At 37.6% G+C, this 19273-nt stretch carries 18 protein-coding genes; 5 read left to right on the forward strand and 13 right to left on the reverse strand.

Annotation, left to right across the window (positions count from 1 at the left end; translation table 11 throughout):
• Positions 1-75: 75 nt before the first annotated feature.
• On the reverse strand, positions 76-672 hold the full coding sequence (locus H560_RS0113640) for a Crp/Fnr family transcriptional regulator (protein WP_051289336.1): 597 nt from the start codon (positions 670-672) through the stop codon (positions 76-78).
• A gap of 225 nt (positions 673-897) precedes the next feature.
• On the opposite strand from H560_RS0113640, the gene H560_RS0113645 reads away from it, so the two are divergent.
• Positions 898-1872: an SDR family oxidoreductase gene (locus tag H560_RS0113645; protein WP_027380563.1), complete on the forward strand. Its 975-nt coding sequence runs from the start codon at positions 898-900 to the stop codon at positions 1870-1872.
• Between the two features lie 124 nt (positions 1873-1996).
• Positions 1997-2308: a hypothetical protein gene (locus H560_RS0113650; RefSeq protein ID WP_027380564.1), complete on the forward strand. Its 312-nt coding sequence runs from the start codon at positions 1997-1999 to the stop codon at positions 2306-2308.
• Positions 2309-2327: 19 nt separating this feature from the next.
• Here H560_RS0113650 and H560_RS0113655 read toward each other — a convergent pair whose 3' ends face one another.
• The 6 genes from H560_RS0113655 to H560_RS0113680 all read right to left on the reverse strand — a co-directional run bounded on the left by H560_RS0113655 (position 2328) and on the right by H560_RS0113680 (position 11356).
• Complete coding sequence (locus H560_RS0113655; RefSeq protein ID WP_034752908.1) at positions 2328-3896, reverse strand: AraC family transcriptional regulator; 1569 nt, start codon at positions 3894-3896, stop codon at positions 2328-2330.
• Positions 3897-4071: 175 nt separating this feature from the next.
• Complete coding sequence (locus tag H560_RS0113660; protein WP_027380566.1) at positions 4072-5127, reverse strand: hypothetical protein; 1056 nt, start codon at positions 5125-5127, stop codon at positions 4072-4074.
• A gap of 10 nt (positions 5128-5137) precedes the next feature.
• Positions 5138-6178 (reverse strand): hypothetical protein, encoded by a 1041-nt coding sequence (locus tag H560_RS0113665; RefSeq protein ID WP_027380567.1) that lies wholly within the window; start codon positions 6176-6178, stop codon positions 5138-5140.
• Between the two features lie 7 nt (positions 6179-6185).
• Positions 6186-7244, reverse strand: coding sequence for a hypothetical protein (locus tag H560_RS0113670; RefSeq protein ID WP_081413980.1), 1059 nt, complete (start codon positions 7242-7244; stop codon positions 6186-6188).
• Positions 7245-7778: 534 nt separating this feature from the next.
• A complete protein-coding gene (gene mnmE, locus H560_RS0113675) occupies positions 7779-9164 on the reverse strand; it encodes a tRNA uridine-5-carboxymethylaminomethyl(34) synthesis GTPase MnmE (protein ID WP_027380569.1) in 1386 nt (461 codons plus the stop codon).
• Between the two features lie 422 nt (positions 9165-9586).
• The gene (locus H560_RS0113680) at positions 9587-11356 is read right to left on the reverse strand and encodes an aminopeptidase P family protein (RefSeq protein WP_027380570.1); all 1770 of its coding nucleotides are present in this window, start codon (positions 11354-11356) and stop codon (positions 9587-9589) included.
• Between the two features lie 362 nt (positions 11357-11718).
• Between H560_RS0113680 and H560_RS0113685 the strand changes: the two genes are divergently transcribed.
• The 3 genes from H560_RS0113685 to H560_RS0113695 are packed head-to-tail and all read left to right on the forward strand — an operon-like array spanning position 11719 to position 13463.
• Positions 11719-12156, forward strand: coding sequence for a DUF6526 family protein (locus H560_RS0113685; RefSeq protein ID WP_027380571.1), 438 nt, complete (start codon positions 11719-11721; stop codon positions 12154-12156).
• A gap of 26 nt (positions 12157-12182) precedes the next feature.
• Positions 12183-12350 carry a hypothetical protein gene (locus H560_RS23120; RefSeq protein ID WP_027380572.1) on the forward strand — a complete coding sequence of 56 codons (168 nt, stop codon included), beginning with the start codon at positions 12183-12185 and terminating at the stop codon, positions 12348-12350.
• Positions 12351-12359: 9 nt separating this feature from the next.
• Positions 12360-13463, forward strand: a complete 1104-nt coding sequence (locus H560_RS0113695; protein ID WP_027380573.1) for a DNA topoisomerase IB — start codon at positions 12360-12362, stop codon at positions 13461-13463.
• Positions 13464-13475: 12 nt separating this feature from the next.
• On the opposite strand, the gene H560_RS0113700 is transcribed toward H560_RS0113695, so the two are convergent.
• The 6 genes from H560_RS0113700 to ureG all read right to left on the reverse strand — a co-directional run bounded on the left by H560_RS0113700 (position 13476) and on the right by ureG (position 19248).
• On the reverse strand, positions 13476-14393 hold the full coding sequence (locus H560_RS0113700) for a helix-turn-helix domain-containing protein (protein WP_027380574.1): 918 nt from the start codon (positions 14391-14393) through the stop codon (positions 13476-13478).
• A 196-nt stretch (positions 14394-14589) separates the two neighbouring features.
• Positions 14590-16755 (reverse strand): TonB-dependent receptor, encoded by a 2166-nt coding sequence (locus H560_RS21645; protein WP_228372480.1) that lies wholly within the window; start codon positions 16753-16755, stop codon positions 14590-14592.
• Positions 16746-16976: an urea transporter gene (locus tag H560_RS0113710; protein ID WP_027380575.1), complete on the reverse strand. Its 231-nt coding sequence runs from the start codon at positions 16974-16976 to the stop codon at positions 16746-16748. The genes H560_RS21645 and H560_RS0113710 overlap by 10 nt, the downstream gene beginning before the upstream one ends.
• A gap of 132 nt (positions 16977-17108) precedes the next feature.
• Positions 17109-17810, reverse strand: coding sequence for a membrane protein (locus H560_RS0113715; RefSeq protein WP_027380576.1), 702 nt, complete (start codon positions 17808-17810; stop codon positions 17109-17111).
• Complete coding sequence (locus H560_RS0113720; protein ID WP_027380577.1) at positions 17803-18609, reverse strand: urease accessory protein UreD; 807 nt, start codon at positions 18607-18609, stop codon at positions 17803-17805. Before H560_RS0113720 ends, H560_RS0113715 begins: the two co-directional genes overlap by 8 nt.
• Entirely contained in the window at positions 18610-19248 is a 639-nt protein-coding gene (gene ureG, locus H560_RS0113725; protein ID WP_027380578.1) for an urease accessory protein UreG, read from the reverse strand.
• Between the last annotated feature and the right edge of the window lie 25 nt (positions 19249-19273).

Raw genomic sequence — 19273 nt, forward strand, 5'->3', positions numbered from 1 at the left:
GCTTTATATTGCTGTTTCAATTTCTGCTACATTAAGTTTAGCTTCTTAAAATTAAATCTATTTCCTGATGCTGTTCTAGCAAAAAATACGTCTGTTCTGAATTCTTACTTTATTAGCATCTTCCATCTTTTTTATAGTTCGAATTACTGTTTCTACGCGTAGGCCGGTGAGGTTGGCAAGCTGCTGTCTCGTAAGCGGCACCTGGAAAGAGAAAGGATTGATCCCTTTGCTGTTTCTTTTAAAATAATTGATAACACTTTCTATTTTGGTTGTGGGATCCTGAGAAACAAGATTGAACAACATGAAATATTTATCAGATAACCGGTCTGCAAGGCATTTGAATAAATCTAAGGAAACATCCGGTTTTGCATTTAATAATTTGATAAAATCCGGTTTTGAGATTTTCAAGATTCTGCATTTTGTTTTTGCAACTGCTGTGATAGAATAAGGCTTGTCATTTAATAGAAAGCACTCTCCTATACTCTCCCCGTTTGAAAAAATGTTTTGTGTAAATTCTTTTCCATCTTCATGATAATTGTTGAGCTCTACAATGCCTTCCACAATCTGAAAATAGTACCTGGCATTTTTACCTTCTGTAAAAATGGTCTGGTTTACATCAAAATCCTCATAAACCGCTCCAAATTCCAATAATAAATCTTCATTGATTATCATCTTATATGTTTTTTAAGGTTACAATGATTATCGAAGTAGAAATAATGAAAAAGCTACTACAAATAACAAACCAAAAAATTACTAACCCTTTAAAAAATCAATAAAAATGGTACATTTTAAGAATAAAAATCATCTATAATGGTATTATACTTGCAAATAATAATTAATTTCTGTTATATGACAGAAAATTAAACAACAACATCAACCACACCAAAATATTATATAATGGAAAAGCAAATTACAAGAAGAAATGCTATTGGAAAAATTGCACTAGGGGCTTTGGCACAATCTCAGAATCAGAAAACAGATATGACAGGTTCGAACCTTACCGATCCTACAACCAAGTATCCCAAACCACCTTTCAAAAGACAGTTTCAACCGTTTCCGGGACTGGCAGGCAAGATGGATCCTGTCCCTGATCACGGTGAAGAAAGCTATGTAGGCTCAGGGAGATTAACGGGCAGAAAAGCCCTAATAACGGGTGGAGATTCCGGAATCGGCCGAGCGGCAGCCATTGCTTATGCCCGCGAAGGGGCCGATGTCGCCATTAACTACCTCCCTGAAGAAGAGCCAGACGCAAAACAAGTAATAGAGCTCATCCGGAAAGCCGGACGAAAAGCAGTTGCCATTCCCGGAGATATCCGCGAAGAATCTTTTTGTAAAAACCTCGTAAGCCAGGCTGTAGAGCAGCTTGGAGGGCTTGATATATTAGTTAACAATGCAGGTCATCAAAAAACGCATGAATCTATATTGGATATCAGCACAGAAGAATTTGAAAGAACTATGAAAACCAATATCTATGCACCGTTCTGGATTATAAAAGCCGCTCTACCCCATCTGAAGCCGGGCTCATCCATCATTGGATTATCATCAGTCCAGGCATATGATCCTTCCGCAGACCTTTATGATTATGCACAGACAAAAGCCGCAACCACCAGCTATGTAAAATCACTGGCCAAACAATTGGGACCAAAAGGAATACGTGTAAACGGGGTTGCACCCGGCCCGGTATGGACTGCTCTTGAAATCAGTGGAGGACAGACACAGGAAAATATTGAAAGATTCGGTGAAGATACTCCTTTGGGAAGACCCGGGCAACCTGCAGAACTGGCTTCCATATTTGTTCAGCTGGCGGATAATAATGCCAGTTTCGCGACAGGCCAGATCTATGGAGCTGCAGGAGGAAGCGGTCAGCCATAAATTATTTGATATAAAAAAATTGTAAGCCTTTCATTTTTGAGAGGCTTTTTTACTAACTAAATTTAAAATTAATGAAATCCTTTAATGGCAGGTAATTTGTTTAATTTAAATCAAATATAATATTATGAATAATAAAGTAAAAATAGGATTAGCACTACTTGCAGGCGGAGCTTTAGCATTCTTAAGCCTAAAGAAAAAAAACGGTAAAAAACCCAAGACTTTTACCGCGCCGGATGGAAATTCCTACAAAGAAAACCAGCTTTACCGCACCTTTGAAGGAAAAGTTTATAAAAATGGTAAGGAATTTCATTTCAACACTCCGGAATCTGAACAAAAAATATCTTCAACGGGTAATCATTTCAATGAAACCAATGAAAATGCGTTGAAAAATTACCAAGCTATATACAAAGACATCCAGTATCACAGAAAGGTGTAAGACATCATTAATACAAAAATCACTGAACCTTTTCTCGTAAATCTCTGATGTATTCTGAAGGGGAAACATCAGTTATTTTTTTAAATATCATTGTAAATTTGTTGGGCGATGAAAAACCTGATTCTTCAGCCAGTGTTGCAATTTTATATTTCACGTACATTGGGTCGTCAGCCAGCTTATTTACAATGAATTTTATTCGTAAGGAATTGATATAATTATTAAAATCTTTCTCCTTGTATTTATTGATAACATGTGAAAGATATCTTGTATTGGTATTAAAATGTGCCGCCAGATAAGAAAGTGAAATATTTTTATCTGTAAAAAGAGTAGATTCTTCAAATTCCTGAAGCTTGGATAGCAATAATTTTTCGGTAAGATCTGTCATTACTACATTTTTTTCCTTTTCAGGTTTAAGATCAGATTCCGTTTTTGTTACGGTTTCTGTTGGGGTAATAACAGCACTTTTACTTTTCAGGCTTTTATAATTGTTTACTATTTTTTTGTATCTCTCGATATTGGTTTTTTGCCTTTTTTTATAAAAATAAAAATAGATGCTTCCCGCAATCAGTAAAATAATCCCCACAAAAATAATGATCATCTTTTGATTATTGCTTTCTTTTGACTTCGTTATTTCACCGTCTATTTTTGAATACGATGTATCTAAAAACTGAGCAGATTTATTATAAAGCTGTACCTCCACCGAATCTTTTTTCTCTGAAACCTCAGCAACTTTAGCAAACTCTTTTGTTTTTGAATAGTACTTTTCAGAGGTTGCATACACTTCTCTTTTAAGTTCCAGATAACCGGAGTTTTTCGCTACTTTTTCTGCGAGATCAAGATATTCCTTCGCTTTTCCGAGATCAGATTTATCCATAAAAACATTAGACAAACCACTATAAATTAACCCCGTAAGAAAACTTTCCGGAAGCGTTTTATTAAGTTCTAAAGCCTTGTTGTAGTGGATAAGAGACTGATCCGTATTTTTAAGCCCCAGATAATTAAGCCCCAGAAGCTGCTCATTATTTGTCGTAAAAAATATTTTATCTTTTTTGGTAAGGTTAAAGTAAAACTGGGCCTTATGGATACTGCTGATTGATTTTTTATAATTTTTCAGTTCGTTATGATAATAAGCCAATTCCTGATACATCAAGCCGTTTATAGAATTTGCGGCTTCCGGATTTTCAATTTTTTTGCTTTCTTCAAGCGTTTTATGGATGTATTTTTTTGAAAGTATATAAAATTTCAGCAGTCTGTATTGGGTAGCTAAAAATCCGTACACCCGGGCTTTCCATACAGTATTATCGGTTTCAGAAATAATAGCAGCAGACTTTTCAGCGTAGCTTACCGACTTTTTAAGATCTCCGGCCTGCTGGTACAGAGATGCCGACAGCATAAGGCTTTTAGTCTGAAAATGAGGAGTTTCCGAGACATTAAATAAAGAATCTGCAATTTTTAATGCAGCATTCATGTCTTTTTGTGAAGTTTCCAGATATGTTTTGGTGTAAATGGAATCATAAGCCCTGGAATTTTGGGCCTTAATAAATAAACAGCAGACAAAAAATATAAAACAGTAAATTTTTTCGCGCATTAGCTTTAAAAATATAAACTTTCATACAAAGAATATACAATGTATTTATATTATACTTTATTTACGCAAAAATAATTTAACTTTTTGTAAAAAACTATGTTTTACATATTAAATTAAAAATAATAATAAAAAGGACAGAGGGAACTTCTGTCCTTATGTTTTGTGTCTTTAGAATCTAATTACCTAAATAAATAAAATAGTTAAAATTTAATGATGATGGTCTAATGTCCACAGGCTCTGCAATTCCGCCTGAAGCCAGTGAATAGGTATGGTTATGACCACTTGATGCGCTGCTTAAAGAATAGGTGCTGCCTCCTACCAGGGTTCCTGACAACCAATATGCATGGATATTATTTCCACCACCATTCACAGAAGTAGCTAAAATTCTTTGATAAGTCATTGTATGTGTATGTGCTCCTGTATTGTTTGTAGTGTAAACAAAATTAAAAAGCGGAAGATTTGCTCTTGTAAGCGTTATGGTATTGCTTCCTGTAACTGTTCCTGGCGCAGCTGATGTACTTCCGATAGAGTTACGGTCCGCTGCATTCGGCAAAGCTGTTGTAATCCCTAATATTGCTGTAGCATTATTCTGAGCTACTGTTGGTAAAGAGCTAATATCCCGCCCATCCAGTAAATACCAGCCATCATGATCTGCTGCTGCATACGAAGGCTTAACATCTCCAACATCAAAATAAGCCGTATCATGGATCAAAACCCCATCTGCGTCTGCTAAAACAGCACCCGTTCCTGCAAGATCCTGCAATCTTACATCTCCTGCAACATCCAGAGCCTGTGTAGGGGAAGCTGTAGCAATTCCCATTGTAGAAGCATTACCATTTATAAATAAAAGTCCGGGACCAAAGTTCAGAGACATCCCGTTTTGAGTTAACTGCCTTTCTGAGGTAAAAGCTCCGTCTACAGTATAAATATTAGTACTTCCCGAAGTATTTTCTGTAAGAGGATTCCATACACCAAGATGATAAAACCAAAAACCTTTTCTATTGATAGCTATTCCGTCATCCGTAAGAGCATATACCAATTCTCCTTCCTGTGGAGCCTGTATTCCCTGGATCTGGGCAGCTGTCTGCCTTGGAATCAAAACTCCGTTTTTATTTGAGACCACATCTAAAACTGCCTGTGGAGAAGAAGTTCCTATTCCAATCCTGCTCTTTTGAGCATGTATGGAAAGAAAAGAAACTAAAAATAATGATATGATGATAATTTTTTTCATGGTTTCTGATTTATTGTCCTAAATAAATGAAGTAAGTATAAGTAATACTTTCCGGGATAATGCTGATAGCAGCACCTGTACCTCCGGAAGTAATGTTCCCTGTATGGGCATGTGCTCCTCCTGAAGGTAAGTTTACAGCTGCAGTGCCCGTTGCCGTTCCTCTCCCTGATCTTACGAAATAGGCGTTCCCAGAAGCAGATGGTATTACATTAAATCCTGAAGCTGTAGCAGAATGAGTATGGTCTGCTGATGCAGAAGTTGTCCCTGTCATGGTATAATTGGGTAAATTAGCACGCAACAGACTTAATGAGGAAGTCCCTCCGGAAGCTAAAGCAGCACCCTGCTTCATCATAAGATTGTTTGTGTTAATAAGATTCCCGCTGATTCCCAGAGCCGTAGCATTGGTCTGTGCTATAGCCGGCAAACTTGTAACAGCTCTTCCGTCCATTTTGTACCAGCCATTGTGATCTGCTGATCTCAGAGATTCTTTTACTGTCCCGTAAGGTACTTTAGGCCCTATTGCCAAGGTTCCGTCTGCTGATGCAACCACACTTCCATTCGAAAGATTTCTGACTCTTGCATTACCATTCACATCCAAAGTATGCTGAGGCGAGCTGTTTCCTAAGCCTACCCTTTGCGTACTTGAATTAATGGTCAATTTATCAGCATCAAATGAAAGATTGTATCCGTTCATATTCATTGTACGGTTTGCTGTTAAAGTACCGTCACTGTTGTATATATTTAAATTCAGCTGCGAAGCGGTACCAAAAGGAACCCATGCAGTATCATTGAAATACCAGAATCCCTCTTTATTGATAACGGTTCCATTATTCGTAGTTGCATATATCATTTCTCCAAGCTTCGGGCTGGCAATGTTTTCCGCTTCAGCAGCCGTCATTCTCGGGATAAGAACACCCTGTGTTGCGGATGCTACTTCAAGAGCTGCTTTTGGATTATTTGTTCCAAAGCCTATTTGAGCCTTTACCTTTGTGTCAGTACATAACAAAACACCCAAAAAAGACATTATCTGTATTGTAGTTTTAGTTTTCATAATTTTGTTAGTTTCCTAAAAAGATAAAATAATTAAGCTGTATGTAACCCGGATTCAGGGCAATCGGAGTATCTGTTCCGCCTGTAGGAACCGAGATCGTATGAGAGTGCGATCCTTCAGCTGAAGAGGTATAGGCCTGACTGGTATTTGTTGATCCCGCCTGCGCCCCACCTGCAAGCTGCCATACGTTGGCGGCACCCGCTGATGTTTGAGGAATATCAGTTCCCCTTATTGAAGCATTTCCCGGACTTATTAAGGTATGCGCGTGATTTAAAAAAGAAGTATTTCCGCTGAGCGTGAAGTCCGGCATGTTTTGTTTTGTTAATGTAATACTGCTTGCTCCTGTGGTAGTTCCTGGTGTTCCCTGTTTTATATATTTATTTGCTGCATTAGGAAGTGTTCCTGAGATACCCAATGCCGCTGCTCTTGCCTGAACATTAGCCGGAAGAGAAGTTAAAGCTCTTCCGTCCAGCAGATACCAGCCATTGTGATCAGCCGTACGTGATGAAAATCTTATATCTCCCAAATGATACACTACCGATGCATCCGTATTAAGGGTACCATCCAGTGTTGTAAAAACATTTCCTGAGCTTAAATTCCGGATTCTCATGCCGCCGTTTACATCAAGTTTTTGGGTCGGGGTACTTGTCATGACTCCTACATTTCCGTCTGTAGTTCCGTTCACGAATAATTTGGAGGGTCCTACATTAAGGCTGTGCCCGTTCATCGCTGCCACTCTGTTTCCTGTAAGGGTACCATTAGAATTGTAGATGTTTATTCCTCCTGAACTATTGGCAATAATAGGTTTCCAGGTGGTTCCATCGTAGTACCAAAAGCCAATTAAATTAACAACAGCACCTGTATTTGTAGTACTGAAAGCCAACTCTCCTTCTGTGGGAGCACTTATTTGTTCTATTTGAGCAGCGGTCATTCTGGGAATCAGGATTCCGCTGTCTTTTGATACAATATCAAGCGCAGCCTGCGGATTTGGGGTGCTTATTCCTATTTGTGCATAGCTGAGCTGCATAAAAAGTATGAAGCCGGCAGATAACTTTTTGCATTTCATTTTAGGTGGTTATGTTAGGTTAGTTTTTATAAGAGTTTTAAATCGTGGCAAACATATTGTTAAAATTCTATTTATAACATAATTACTATTATCATTTTAGTTAAAATGATATATTTAATTAATTTTTTACATTAAAATTTATTTTACAAGAAATAATAAACAACTGACAGACAACTTCTTATTTTGTAAAACTCGTTTAATGATAATAATATCCCCGGAATAACTGTAAAGATTTTAGTACAGCGTGTAGTATTTCTAGTACAAGCTTTATAAGGACATTTTAAGAATTTCAAAATATCTTTGTATGGTAATAAGGGATTAATATTACATGGATACAATTAACAGTCTTCTAAAAAACTGTTTTTTCATCCCCAAATCTGTTGGATTTAATCAATCCAGCAGATTACTTTTAAGTTAACAGCTAGATATATTCTAAACTTAGTTAATTCGCTAATTAGTTATGGTAAAAAAACATCAGATAGCACTATCTGATGTTTTGATTTTTATGATTTTTTGGTTGTAGGTGGGATGAGTTTACTTTCCGATACAGAACTTAGAAAAAATATTCCCCAACACTTCATCATTGGTTACTTCTCCGGAAATTTCTCCAAGATGTTCCAATGCATTTCTTAGCTCATAAGCCAGAAGCTCGGTAGAAATCTGGAAGGTTATCGCTTCTTTTACTTTTTGCACAGCATCGAGAGACTTTTGCAATGCTTCAAAATGACGCTGATTAGTAATAACCACATTGTTTTCAGAAGCTTTTAACTGTTCCACATAAGAAGACAGTTCATTCTTTAGATCCTGGATATTCTGATTTTCAACGGCCGAAATTTTAATGAAATCAAATTCATGGGGAATCTCGCTTCGGAAGACATCTTCTACCTTTTCATAAATGGCCGGAGAAACTTCATCAATTTTTGTGGCGCAAATAATTAACTTTAAGTCATCTCTCAACAAAGATTTTATCATTTCAATATCCTCAGAAAAGTCTTCAGTTCCCGCATCTGCAAGGTAAACCAGAATATTAGCATTTGCTACTTTCTCTTTGGCTTTTTTCACCCCGATAGCCTCAATTTCATCGACAGTTTCACGTAATCCCGCTGTATCAATCAGGCGAAAAGCATGACCTTTAATATGAAGAACTTCCTCAATGGTATCTCTCGTTGTTCCAGCAATATTGCTCACAATCGCTCGCTCTTCCTTTAACAAAGCATTTAAAAGAGTGGATTTCCCGGCATTTGGTTTTCCGATAATAGCAACGGCTGTTCCATTTTTGATGGCGTTTCCGTACTGGAAACTTTCAATCAATGAATTTAATTTTAATTCAATTTTATTAAGAAGCTGGTTTAAAGCTGTCCTGTCTGCAAATTCCACATCCTCTTCTGCAAAATCAAGCTCCAGCTCTATCAGAGAAACAAAATTTAGCAGATCGGTTCTTAATAGTGATATTTCATTAGTAATTCCGCCCTTTAACTGATTAATAGCCACTTTCCGTGACGCTTCATTTTCAGAGGCAATGACATCCGCGATAGCTTCAGCCTGAGAAAGGTCTATTCTTCCGTTTATGAATGCACGAAGGGTAAATTCTCCCGCTTTCGCCATTCTGGCGCCGTTTTTAATCAGTGTTTCCAGAATACGTTTTCCGATGTGCGGTGAACCGTGAAAGGCAATTTCCACAGAATTTTCCGTGGTGAAGCTTTTCGGTGCAAGAAAAATGGACAGCATTACCTCATCAATAGATTCTTCCCCATCCATAAAATAACCGTAGTGAATGGTATGGGATTTTTGTTTTTCAAGATTTTTAGCAGGAAAACTTTTCTGAACTATCGGTAAAGCTTCATTCCCGGAAACTCTGATAATTCCCAAAGCTCCCACTCCGTTGGCCGTAGCCAGCGCACAAATGGTATCGTTATTCATGATGCAAATTTAAGGTTTTTAATGGCACCGGACTATATGGTTTATCTATTGTGATGATTTTTATTGGATCTATTACCGCTTGTAATTTATGCTGAGCTTGACTAAGGATTACGATCGGAACAAAAAAATCATCTCAAGAACTGAGATGATTTTCCGCTTTTGAATTTACTAAAATGTTTATGAAGATATGAAATGATGTTTTTTGTTGATACAAAGATAACAACAAACATTTTCCGCATTATCAGGATAAACACTGGATCTTTTACCGTAAAAACACGGTTGTATAGAATAAAAATGCCTTGCAGTAAAATTCTGCAAGACATTTATTTATTTTGATATTTAAGATTAAACCTTAATAATCTTAACGGTTAAAAATGTTTATTTAAAATTTAAATTCACAATTAACTCTTACTATTCACAATTTAGATTGGGCTTACTAATTCCATGAACCAGTCTTTTACTTCTCCCTCTAAAAACGGTCCTATTTTTTCCTCGCAGGTTTTGTGATAGCTGTTCAGCCATTCGATTTCCTCTTCGGAAAGAATTTCTTTTACAATTGTATCCTTAAAGAACGGGCAAAACGTCAATGTTTCGAATTCATAAAAAGTTCCGGAACCTGTAGTTTCAGCTTCTTTTACGGCAATCAGATTTTCATGACGGATTCCGTATTCTCCTTCTACATAATATCCGGGCTCATTGGAGCAAACCATCCCGGGAAGAAGTTCCTGCGGATTCATGTCTTTTCTGATATTTTGTGGCCCTTCATGCACATTCATGAAACTTCCAACACCGTGGCCTGTTCCGTGGTTATAATCTTTCCCGTTCATCCACAAAGGCAGTCTTGCGATAACGTCCAGTTGAACACCACGTGTCCCTTTCGGGAATTTTACCATCGATAATCTGATCATTCCCTGTAAAACCAGCGTAGAGTTCAATTTAAATTCATCTGAAACCGCACCTAAAGCCAGAGTTCTTGTAATATCCGTAGTTCCTTCAAGATACTGGCCTCCGGAATCCACCAAAATGCTTCCATCATTCGTAACTTCTTTGCTTCCTTCACTTTTTGCAGAATAGTGAATTACTGCTCCATTTCCTTTATACCCGATGATACTTCCGAAGCTTTCACCTACAAAATTTTCGCCTTCCGCACGGAAACCTTTTAGTTTTTCACCGATGGAATATTCGTTCATAGATTCTTTACCAGCATTATGAGTGAGCCAGTAAAGGAATTTTACCATCGCTACGCCATCCCTTACCATTACTTTTCTGAAACCCTCCAGCTCCGTTTCGTTTTTCTGGGCTTTCATCAGATTTCCGGGAACAGCTCCTTTGATAAACTGATTTTCAGATTTTAATGCTTCAAATATGGATTGGTTGCTGTTTGGAGAAACAAGGACTTTTTCATTTTTAAATCCTTTCAGGCAGTTGTAAAATTCTTCGTAAGGCTGCATTTTCACCCAGGCATCATCCATTTGCTTTCTGGATTCCACCTGCATTTTTTCAAGGTCTGTGAATAGAATAGCGTCGTTTTTTGTAATGACAATATATCCTAAAAATACCGGATTGCTTTCCACATCGCTCCCCCTCAAATTCAACGTCCAGGCAACATCATCAAGGCTTGAAATGATATGAACCGTTGCATCCTGGTCTTCCATTTTCTGACGAATAGCCGCTATTTTTTCTGCAACAGATTTTCCGGCTCTTTCAACCGGCTGCACAAAGATTGGATTTTTTGATGGTGTTCCCCTGTCTTTCCAGATTTCCTTTAAAAGAGGAGAATCTACAAGCGTAATATTTTTTGAGTTTAATTTTTGAGTAAGGAGTTCCCAGTTGGCGTGAGAAGTTGCCAATGCATTTACTGCCACTTTTCCGTTTGCTGGAATTTCAGAGATGATCCAGTCGATATAGTTGGGAGTTTCTTCCAATCCGTCTTTGAAAAGGTCGATTCCTGAATTTTCCAGTTCGGTTGCCGCCTGGGTGTAATATCTTCCGTCTGTCCACAATCCGCCCTTATCTTTTGTAATCACGACAAAACCTGCAGATCCTAAAAAACCGGACAGCCAGGCTCTTTCCTGCCATTCTTCCGGGAGATATTCGCTCATATGCGGATCTGCTGAATATACTATAAATGCATCAACATTATTTTTCTGCATTTCTTCACGAAGCGCAGCTACTTTTTCCTTTGAAGTCATTTTTTTATAATTTTTAAAGAGGGGAAGTTACGAATTTTTTGATGTTTTATTTTGTTTGGAACCATATTTTTAGGAGCTTTTTTTGGGATTTTTTGTTTATATCATTAATAAATTTTGTTTAACCACCCCGTCAAAAATTCTTTTTGAGTTTTCGCCACACCTCCAGAGGAGGGGAATTTTGCTTCCTACATATATTTATGTCTTTTATACTTATTAGTTTAATGCTGAATATTATTGTTTTTCATTATATATCGTTAAAAATTAAACCATTTGATAAAAAATAAATAATATTTAGGTACCACAAATACCTATAATGATTAAAAATTTAACATTTTGGAAAGGTTATTGCTAGATAACACAATATGGAAAGACAGAATTACAATAATCACAGGAAATTTTATCCTCCACATCATTTTGTTTATTTGCCATTATTACTTGTGCTGGAAGGTATTGGAGTTTATAAAATTTTTAATGACGAACAAAATCAACTGATCTGGATTTTATTTTCAACGGTTATTTTTCTGCTTTTATATCTTGCAATCATGGTGAGGCAACATTATGCATTGGGCATTCAGAACAGACTGGTACGGCTTGAATTTAAGCAGAGGTATTTTGAAATTTTCGGCCAGCGGTCTGATGAAGCTGAAAGCAAATTGGGATTCGATCAGATTGCAGCCCTGAGGTTTGCTTATGATGATGAATTTAAAGAGCTGCTATACAAGGCGCTCAATGAAAATATTTCGGGGAACGAAATAAAAAAATCCATTAAAAACTGGCGAGCCGACCATCATAGAATTTAAATAATAACACCAAAAAATAAATTATCATGAAAAAATGGAGCTTATACAGTATTACGATATTGAGTTTACTCACATTGACGAGTTGTGAAGCGGTAGAGACAATTTTTGAAGCAGGAATGTGGTGGGGAATTATATTAGTAGTAGGCGTAGTAGCTATTATTTTATGGCTATTTTCAAGGGGTAAGAACTCTTAACCAAATCTTATGGAAAATTCAGACTTAGAAATCATTTCCCATCTGAAACCTTCAAAGATTGTCAAGATTATGAAAGATCCGGAGGCTTCTGCAAAGGCGGTACATCTTATATATACCTCCGATGCAGAAACGGCCGGCATCACCCGTAAAAAAACCGGGAAGAAATATTCTTACTACAAAGACGGCGAAAGAATCAAAAACAAAGACGAAATCTCAAGAATCAACAAGCTGGTTATACCTCCGGCATGGGAAAATGTGTGGATCTGCGCTCTGGATAACGGCCATCTGCAGGCTACAGGCTTTGATGCAAAAAAAAGAAAGCAATACCGTTATCATCCTTTGTGGAGCGCCTTGAGAAATCACACCAAATTTTACAGAATGCTGCAGTTCGGGTATGCTTTGCCACAGATGAGGCTTCAGATTGAACAAGATTTGGCATTACGAAACTTCGAAAAAAGAAAAATTTTAGCTTTAATTGTGAGTCTGATGCAGCGAACCAACATACGGATTGGAAATAATGCGTATGAAAAACTGTACGGCTCTTTCGGATTAACCACTTTAAAGGACAAACACGTCAAAATAAAAGGGCAGAAAATTACCTTCCATTTTAAAGGTAAGAAAGGTATCATGCATGATATTGACCTTAAAAGCAGAAGGCTTTCCAGGCTGATACAAAAATGCAAAGACATTCCCGGAAAAGAACTTTTTCAGTACATTGATGATGAAGGGAACCGACATACCGTGGATTCCGGGATGGTGAATGATTATATAAAAGAAATAAGCGGTGAAGATTTTACGGCTAAAGATTTCAGAACGTGGTCCGGAACGGTAAGCGCTTTAATTGCTTTTAAAGAAATAGGCTACGCAGAAACCCATACGGAATACAAGAAAAAAGTAAAAGAAGCCCTTGAAATGGTAGCTTCTCATCTTGGAAATACAAGTACGGTCTGCAGGAAATATTACGTTCACCCTTTAGTAATCAATCTTTACGAAAATAATACGATCAAAAAATACCTCGATGAGCTGGAAAAAATAGAAGAGAATGACGGTAAGGCAGGTTTGACACATGAAGAAAAACTTGTGTTAAAAATTTTGGAAAATGAGAAAATGTGACCTAGTGAATTGTTAATTCGTTTCGATGGCAATCTCTCCTGTTACTGCCATAATTCTGTTGTTTAGAAACCGGTTTCTGTATTCTTTCGGGGTAATTCCTGCAATTTTTTTAAACAGCTGGGTAAAATGAGATGCAGTTTGAAAATTGAGCTCATATGCAATTTCTGCGATATCTTTACTAGACTGCAATAAGGCTTTGCTGTAATTAATATCAATTTCATTGATCCATTGGTTGGGAGATTTTTGCGTAATGCTTTTTACACATCTGTTGAGATACGTTTCCGTAACAGAAAGCTTTTCTGCATAAAAAGCCACCCTTTTTTCAACTACATGACATTTGAATAAAAGATCCCTGAACTGAAGGGATAATTCCATAGGCCGGGTTGCAGATCTGTGATGTGAACTGGAATCCGCATTCAGCATTTTAACCAAAATCAGGTGCAGCATGGTGATTACTACATCATTTACATTAAGGCCACTCAGCCAAAGCTCCTGTTCCATGATCGGAAGAAGCTGCATGACCATTTCTCCCGTAAGGCTATCCAGCTGCAGAAAAGGATTCATGAAAAAGATGCTGTTTTTATATTTCGGGAGTTCCTGCTCAGATAAAATATTATTTTCATAAGCCAGAAAAAAACCTTCAATATCATCCGAAAGTTCCAAAGTTGCCGTAATGGTTCCTTGCTTAATGAAAATAATTTCGCCTTTTCCGGCTTCATATTCTTTATTTTCCACATACTGCTTGATATGCCCACCCGTTACGAAAATGATAAAATTAAACGTCGTACGATATGGGATTACCGGAATCAGGATTCCTTTCAGGTAATTTTCCAGCCTGTACAGCTGCACATCCGCATTGTTGGCCAAGATTTTATCTGTAATGTTCGGAAGAAAAAGTTTTTTATATTGAAAATTGGAAAGTACCTCCATGTTTTAATCTCAAATTATTGTATCAGGACAACAATTTCAATGCAATAAATCCTATTTTTTGAAATTTTAATTTTATTTTAATATCTAATCTATCAATAACTTATGAAAAAATTAACAATATCATCTTGCTTAAATTAATTTTAATTCAATTCTAAAAAGTTTCAGGAAAATAATACTACTTTTAGTTAAAATCAATTTAAAATTTAAAATACAGTCCAAGCTTTACACCCAAAGGATTCCCTGGTGTGTAAGCAATATCCGTCACAGATTCAGCCTCTCCCATCAACTGAGTTTCCGTAGCAAATTGAGCTTCATTCCATTTTACATTAAAAACATTATTAACCTGAATACTGGCTCCCCATTTTTTACGGTTATAGGAAAGCATAAGATCATTTACAAAATAGGCTTTTGTTCTTAAGCTGTTGTCTTCTGCTGCAGGTCTGGCTCCCAGATAACGGTACTGTAAACCAAGCGAAAAACCATGAAGAAAATCCCAGTTTACAGACCCGGTGCTTGTTACTACCGGCGCGAGCGGAACATAATCTTCTCCTTTTTTCTCTTCGGTAAATCTTGCATGGGAATAATTAATATCCGCATTCAGGTAAAAATTTTCCAACGGCTGAAAACGGATTCCCAGATCTGCCCCGAACCGCTGCGATTTTCCGGAAGGCTCAACTACCGCCTCATCTCCCACATATACAAACTCCTGCTGAAGATACATATACCAAACCGTCGGGGTAATAATCAACGATTTGAAAGGATGCAGTCTCACTCCAAAATCACCTCCAGCTGAGTATGGGAGTGTGTTTTGATCCTTGTTCGGAACCACTACCCTCAGGTCATTGGAATGAAAACCCATTCCCATTTTTAAAAACCACATGATATTATCACTTTGGGCATAGGAAAAGTTTAATTTAGGGCTGATTCTTGTCGCTTCTTTGGATTGTCCGGAAGGCAGTGTTTCAGGATCCAGCAGATTGTGCATATTAAAAATAAAATGATCAACTCTCAGAGCTGGATTTATGGTCCATTTCCCGGTTTTCCAAATCAGTCCTGAAAATACATGAAGATTGGTTCCCGTTCCATTGGCATCCCCCAGCTTATTGATCAGCTTATCCCTGTGGTAAACGTGGTTCAGCTGTAAAGTATTAATATCATCATTCCTAAATCCGACACCGGAAATCCAGCTCATTGAACTGTTGGACATCGAAAAATTTTTCGTGTATTTTACCTCGGCTCCGTAAATATTTCTTCCGTCCGTCTGCTGAATTTCATCACCGTTTTCTTTATCATTTAAATAAAAAGTAAAATTAGAATACAGATTAAAATTGTATTTAGAATAAAATGCCATAGCATCTACCTGTTCAGAAGGTGAAATAATATGTTTAAAATTCGCCTGAATATTCGTTCTGGAAGTTTTCCCGCCTTCTGTAGGATCTATGCTTCCCCAACGGTCAATAATTCCTTTATCCACAGCGCGTTCCGGGATTTGCCCGGATGCATTCCATGAAGAGGTAAAAGTGGAAAACTGGATATTAAAATAATCATTATCCGTAATCCACTGATTATATTTTCCAAAAATATTGATCCGGTTAAAATTTTGTTTTATATCAAAAGGCCCGTCCGTATAATTGTATTCCGTGGCGAGATAGGCATTTTTTCTACCGCTTTCATCGTTCAGAATATTGAACATTCCCAGGATTCTTTTGGAATTGAAAGAACCGCCTTCCAGCTTTATCATACTGCTATTCAGCCTGTCGAAAGTTTTAAAATCCACATAACCGGCCGTGTTGAAATCTCCTCTGTCCATATAATAAGCCCCTTTTCCGAAATCAATATTATTTACCGTTTCCGGAATTACAAAATGAAGATCAGAATATCCCTGTCCATGTGCGTGAGAGACAATATTTACAGGCATTCCGTCCATATTTACGCTTACATCGGTACCATGATCGGCATCAAAACCCCTTAAAAACAGCTGCTCTGCCTTTCCTCCCCCCGCATGCTGAGCAATGAACAATCCGGGAACTTTCCTCAATAAATCCTGAGCAGAATTGACCGGGAATTTATTTAAATCTACCTTCGTAATGGCTGTTAAAAACGAATGATGATTAATGGAAACCTCAGAAATCTGGAAAGGCCTGTGCTGTAAAAAAACCACTTTATTTTTATCTTCCGCATCAGAAATAGTGAGCTTTGTATCTTCATAGCCTTTATGACTGATAACCAAGGTGTCAGGAAGTGATTTTAAAGAAAATGTGAAAAACCCATCCGTCCCGGAATGGGTATGGCTGGTTCCCCGATTGTACGTGATAAGCGCATCGGAAACAGGAAATCTGTCATCTGCATCTTTTACCTGCAATATAAGCCTGCATCAATTTCAGATTTATCATAGTTCAGTTTCATTGCAGTAAAAGTTCCGACTGCAGTTGAAAGTATAACTGCCACACCGCCCTGCCAGCTTCCCATAAAAATACCAATAAGAAATAAAACCCCTGTCCATCGGTTTTCCTGAAGCATAATCTGCCCGATTCCCTTCAGAACCTTATCGACAAAAGGGATCTTTTGAAAAAATGTATCCATAAATAATTAGTTTAAAGTTAAAAAAGTGAATCGTGAATGGTTAATTCGTTTCGCTTGCGAATTTCAAGATTGTTTAACTTTTATTTAAAAATTCACTATTAATTGCAGAGCAAATTCAGTATTGACTCCATATTACCATCCCAGAAACACCATTCCGATACCGCAGAGGGTCACTACTGCTCCACTTACCACACCCATGTACCGTTCCAGCTTTTCAGTATTAAATAATGTTGAATAACCGTAACGTCCCAAAAGCACCATCCCAAGCATTGTAAGCACGGTAGTAAGAGTAAATGAAGTCACCAGAATTAAAATTTCTGACATAGAATGTTTTACACCGGAATAAAATAAAAGCGGAATAAGCGGTTCACTTGGCCCCATCACAAAAATCATGAAAAGTACAAGTGGGGTAACCTTTATTCTTTTTTGAGGCATTACCATTTCAGAGTGATTATGCTCATAGACATACACATCATTTCCCATCACATCGAAATGCTTATGCGGCTTATTCCTGACAGCCTGCACCAATCCATAAATCAGGTAAATCCCCCCAAAAACCAACAACGCCCAACCCGAAAAATTTCCCCTTAAATCCTGAAACCACGAAATTTTGTTCAGCTGCCATCCCAGAAAAACTCCGACAAACCCTAAAATTAACGAGCTTAACACATGGCCAAAACCGCAAACCACCGTTAAAACAGCGGTTTTCATCTCGTTCCATTTTTTTGATTTTGAAATCACAATGAACGGCAGATAATGATCCGGCCCGGAAGCCGTATGTATAAAGCTTATTGAAACGGCACTTAGTAAAAGCGCCCAGACTGTGCTATTCATTTTTTAATTTTTTATCTAAATCCCAAAGGATATCCTGAATCTTCAGAAAAAAGTTATACATCAATTCACCACCGTGTCCCAACGCTCTTACCACAAAACCATTGTTTTCCATCGCAGAAACACCCACTTCCATTTCATCCTTGTCAGCTTCTGCCAGCTCAATAATAGTTTCTATCAGCTGGTCTTTATCTTCCTCATCTTTTGTGCTATAGAAAATTAAGGTTCCCTGATGCGTATATTTTTCCAGATTTCCGATGATGCTGATGGGGATAAGATCCGGCTGTATGAGAACATTATCCTTAATAATGAGCTTATTACTATGATAAATTTCCATCAGATTCTGAAACCGTTTAAGCTTGAAAACCTCACCATAATGTTTTCTCCCACATGTAATAATTTCGCTGATAATAATCTGACTGTTTTTTCCGATATTAATTTTAGCTGTACTTTTAAAATTTGAATTTTCGTGAGGAACCACAGGATGCGGAACATAGGCGAAAGACGTTTCATCTTCCATAGAAATATTCAGCTCCTGAACCGCTTTATCCTGCATATTGAAAAGCCTCTGATACGACTGCGACTGCAACTGCAGTGATGATCCTTTTTCCAGCACGATATCCAGATGATAATGATCACCGTCCAGAATTCCGGGCGAAGAGCTCATCACCATCTGGTAGAGCTTATCATCATCCTTTCGCTGGCCCACAGAAACTACACGGAAAGGCAGTGAAACATAAAGGTCTTTTACATAAGATTTTCCGTTTTTGAATCCTGCGATGATATTTAAATGACTATCCATTTATCTTACCAGTTCCGGTTCTTCAATTTCTTCAAGAAGAGCGTATTTTTTTATCCATCCTATCACTTTTTCCAAACCTTCATCAGTTTTAAGGTTGGTAAATACGAAAGGGCTTCCGTTTCTCATCCTTCTTGCATCTCTTTCCATCACCTCAAGGCTGGCTCCAACGTGTGGGGCAAGATCTATTTTATTGATAATCAATAAATCTGACCTTGTAATACCCGGCCCACCTTTTCTTGGGATTTTTTCACCCTCCGCCACGTCAATAATGAAAATAGTAACATCCGCAAGGTCCGGACTGAATGTTGCTGATAGATTATCTCCACCACTTTCAATTAAAACCAATTCAATATCCGGGAAGCGGGCAGCCAATTCATCCACCGCTTCCAGATTCATACTTGCATCCTCACGGATCGCAGTATGAGGGCATCCTCCGGTCTCAACACCGATAATTCTTTCCTGTGGAAGAAGGCTGTTTTTAGCCATAAATTCTGCATCTTCTTTGGTATAAATATCATTGGTAATAACACCAAGATCATACGTTCCGAACATTTTTCTGCTCAATCTCTCCAATAATGCAGTTTTACCTGAACCTACAGGTCCTGCTACTCCTACTTTTATATATTTTCTGTTTTCCATTTTTTTAATTGATTTTGTTTAATTG

Origin of the sequence: Chryseobacterium daeguense DSM 19388 (genome assembly GCF_000430825.1) — a bacterium.
GTDB lineage: Bacteria > Bacteroidota > Bacteroidia > Flavobacteriales > Weeksellaceae > Chryseobacterium > Chryseobacterium daeguense.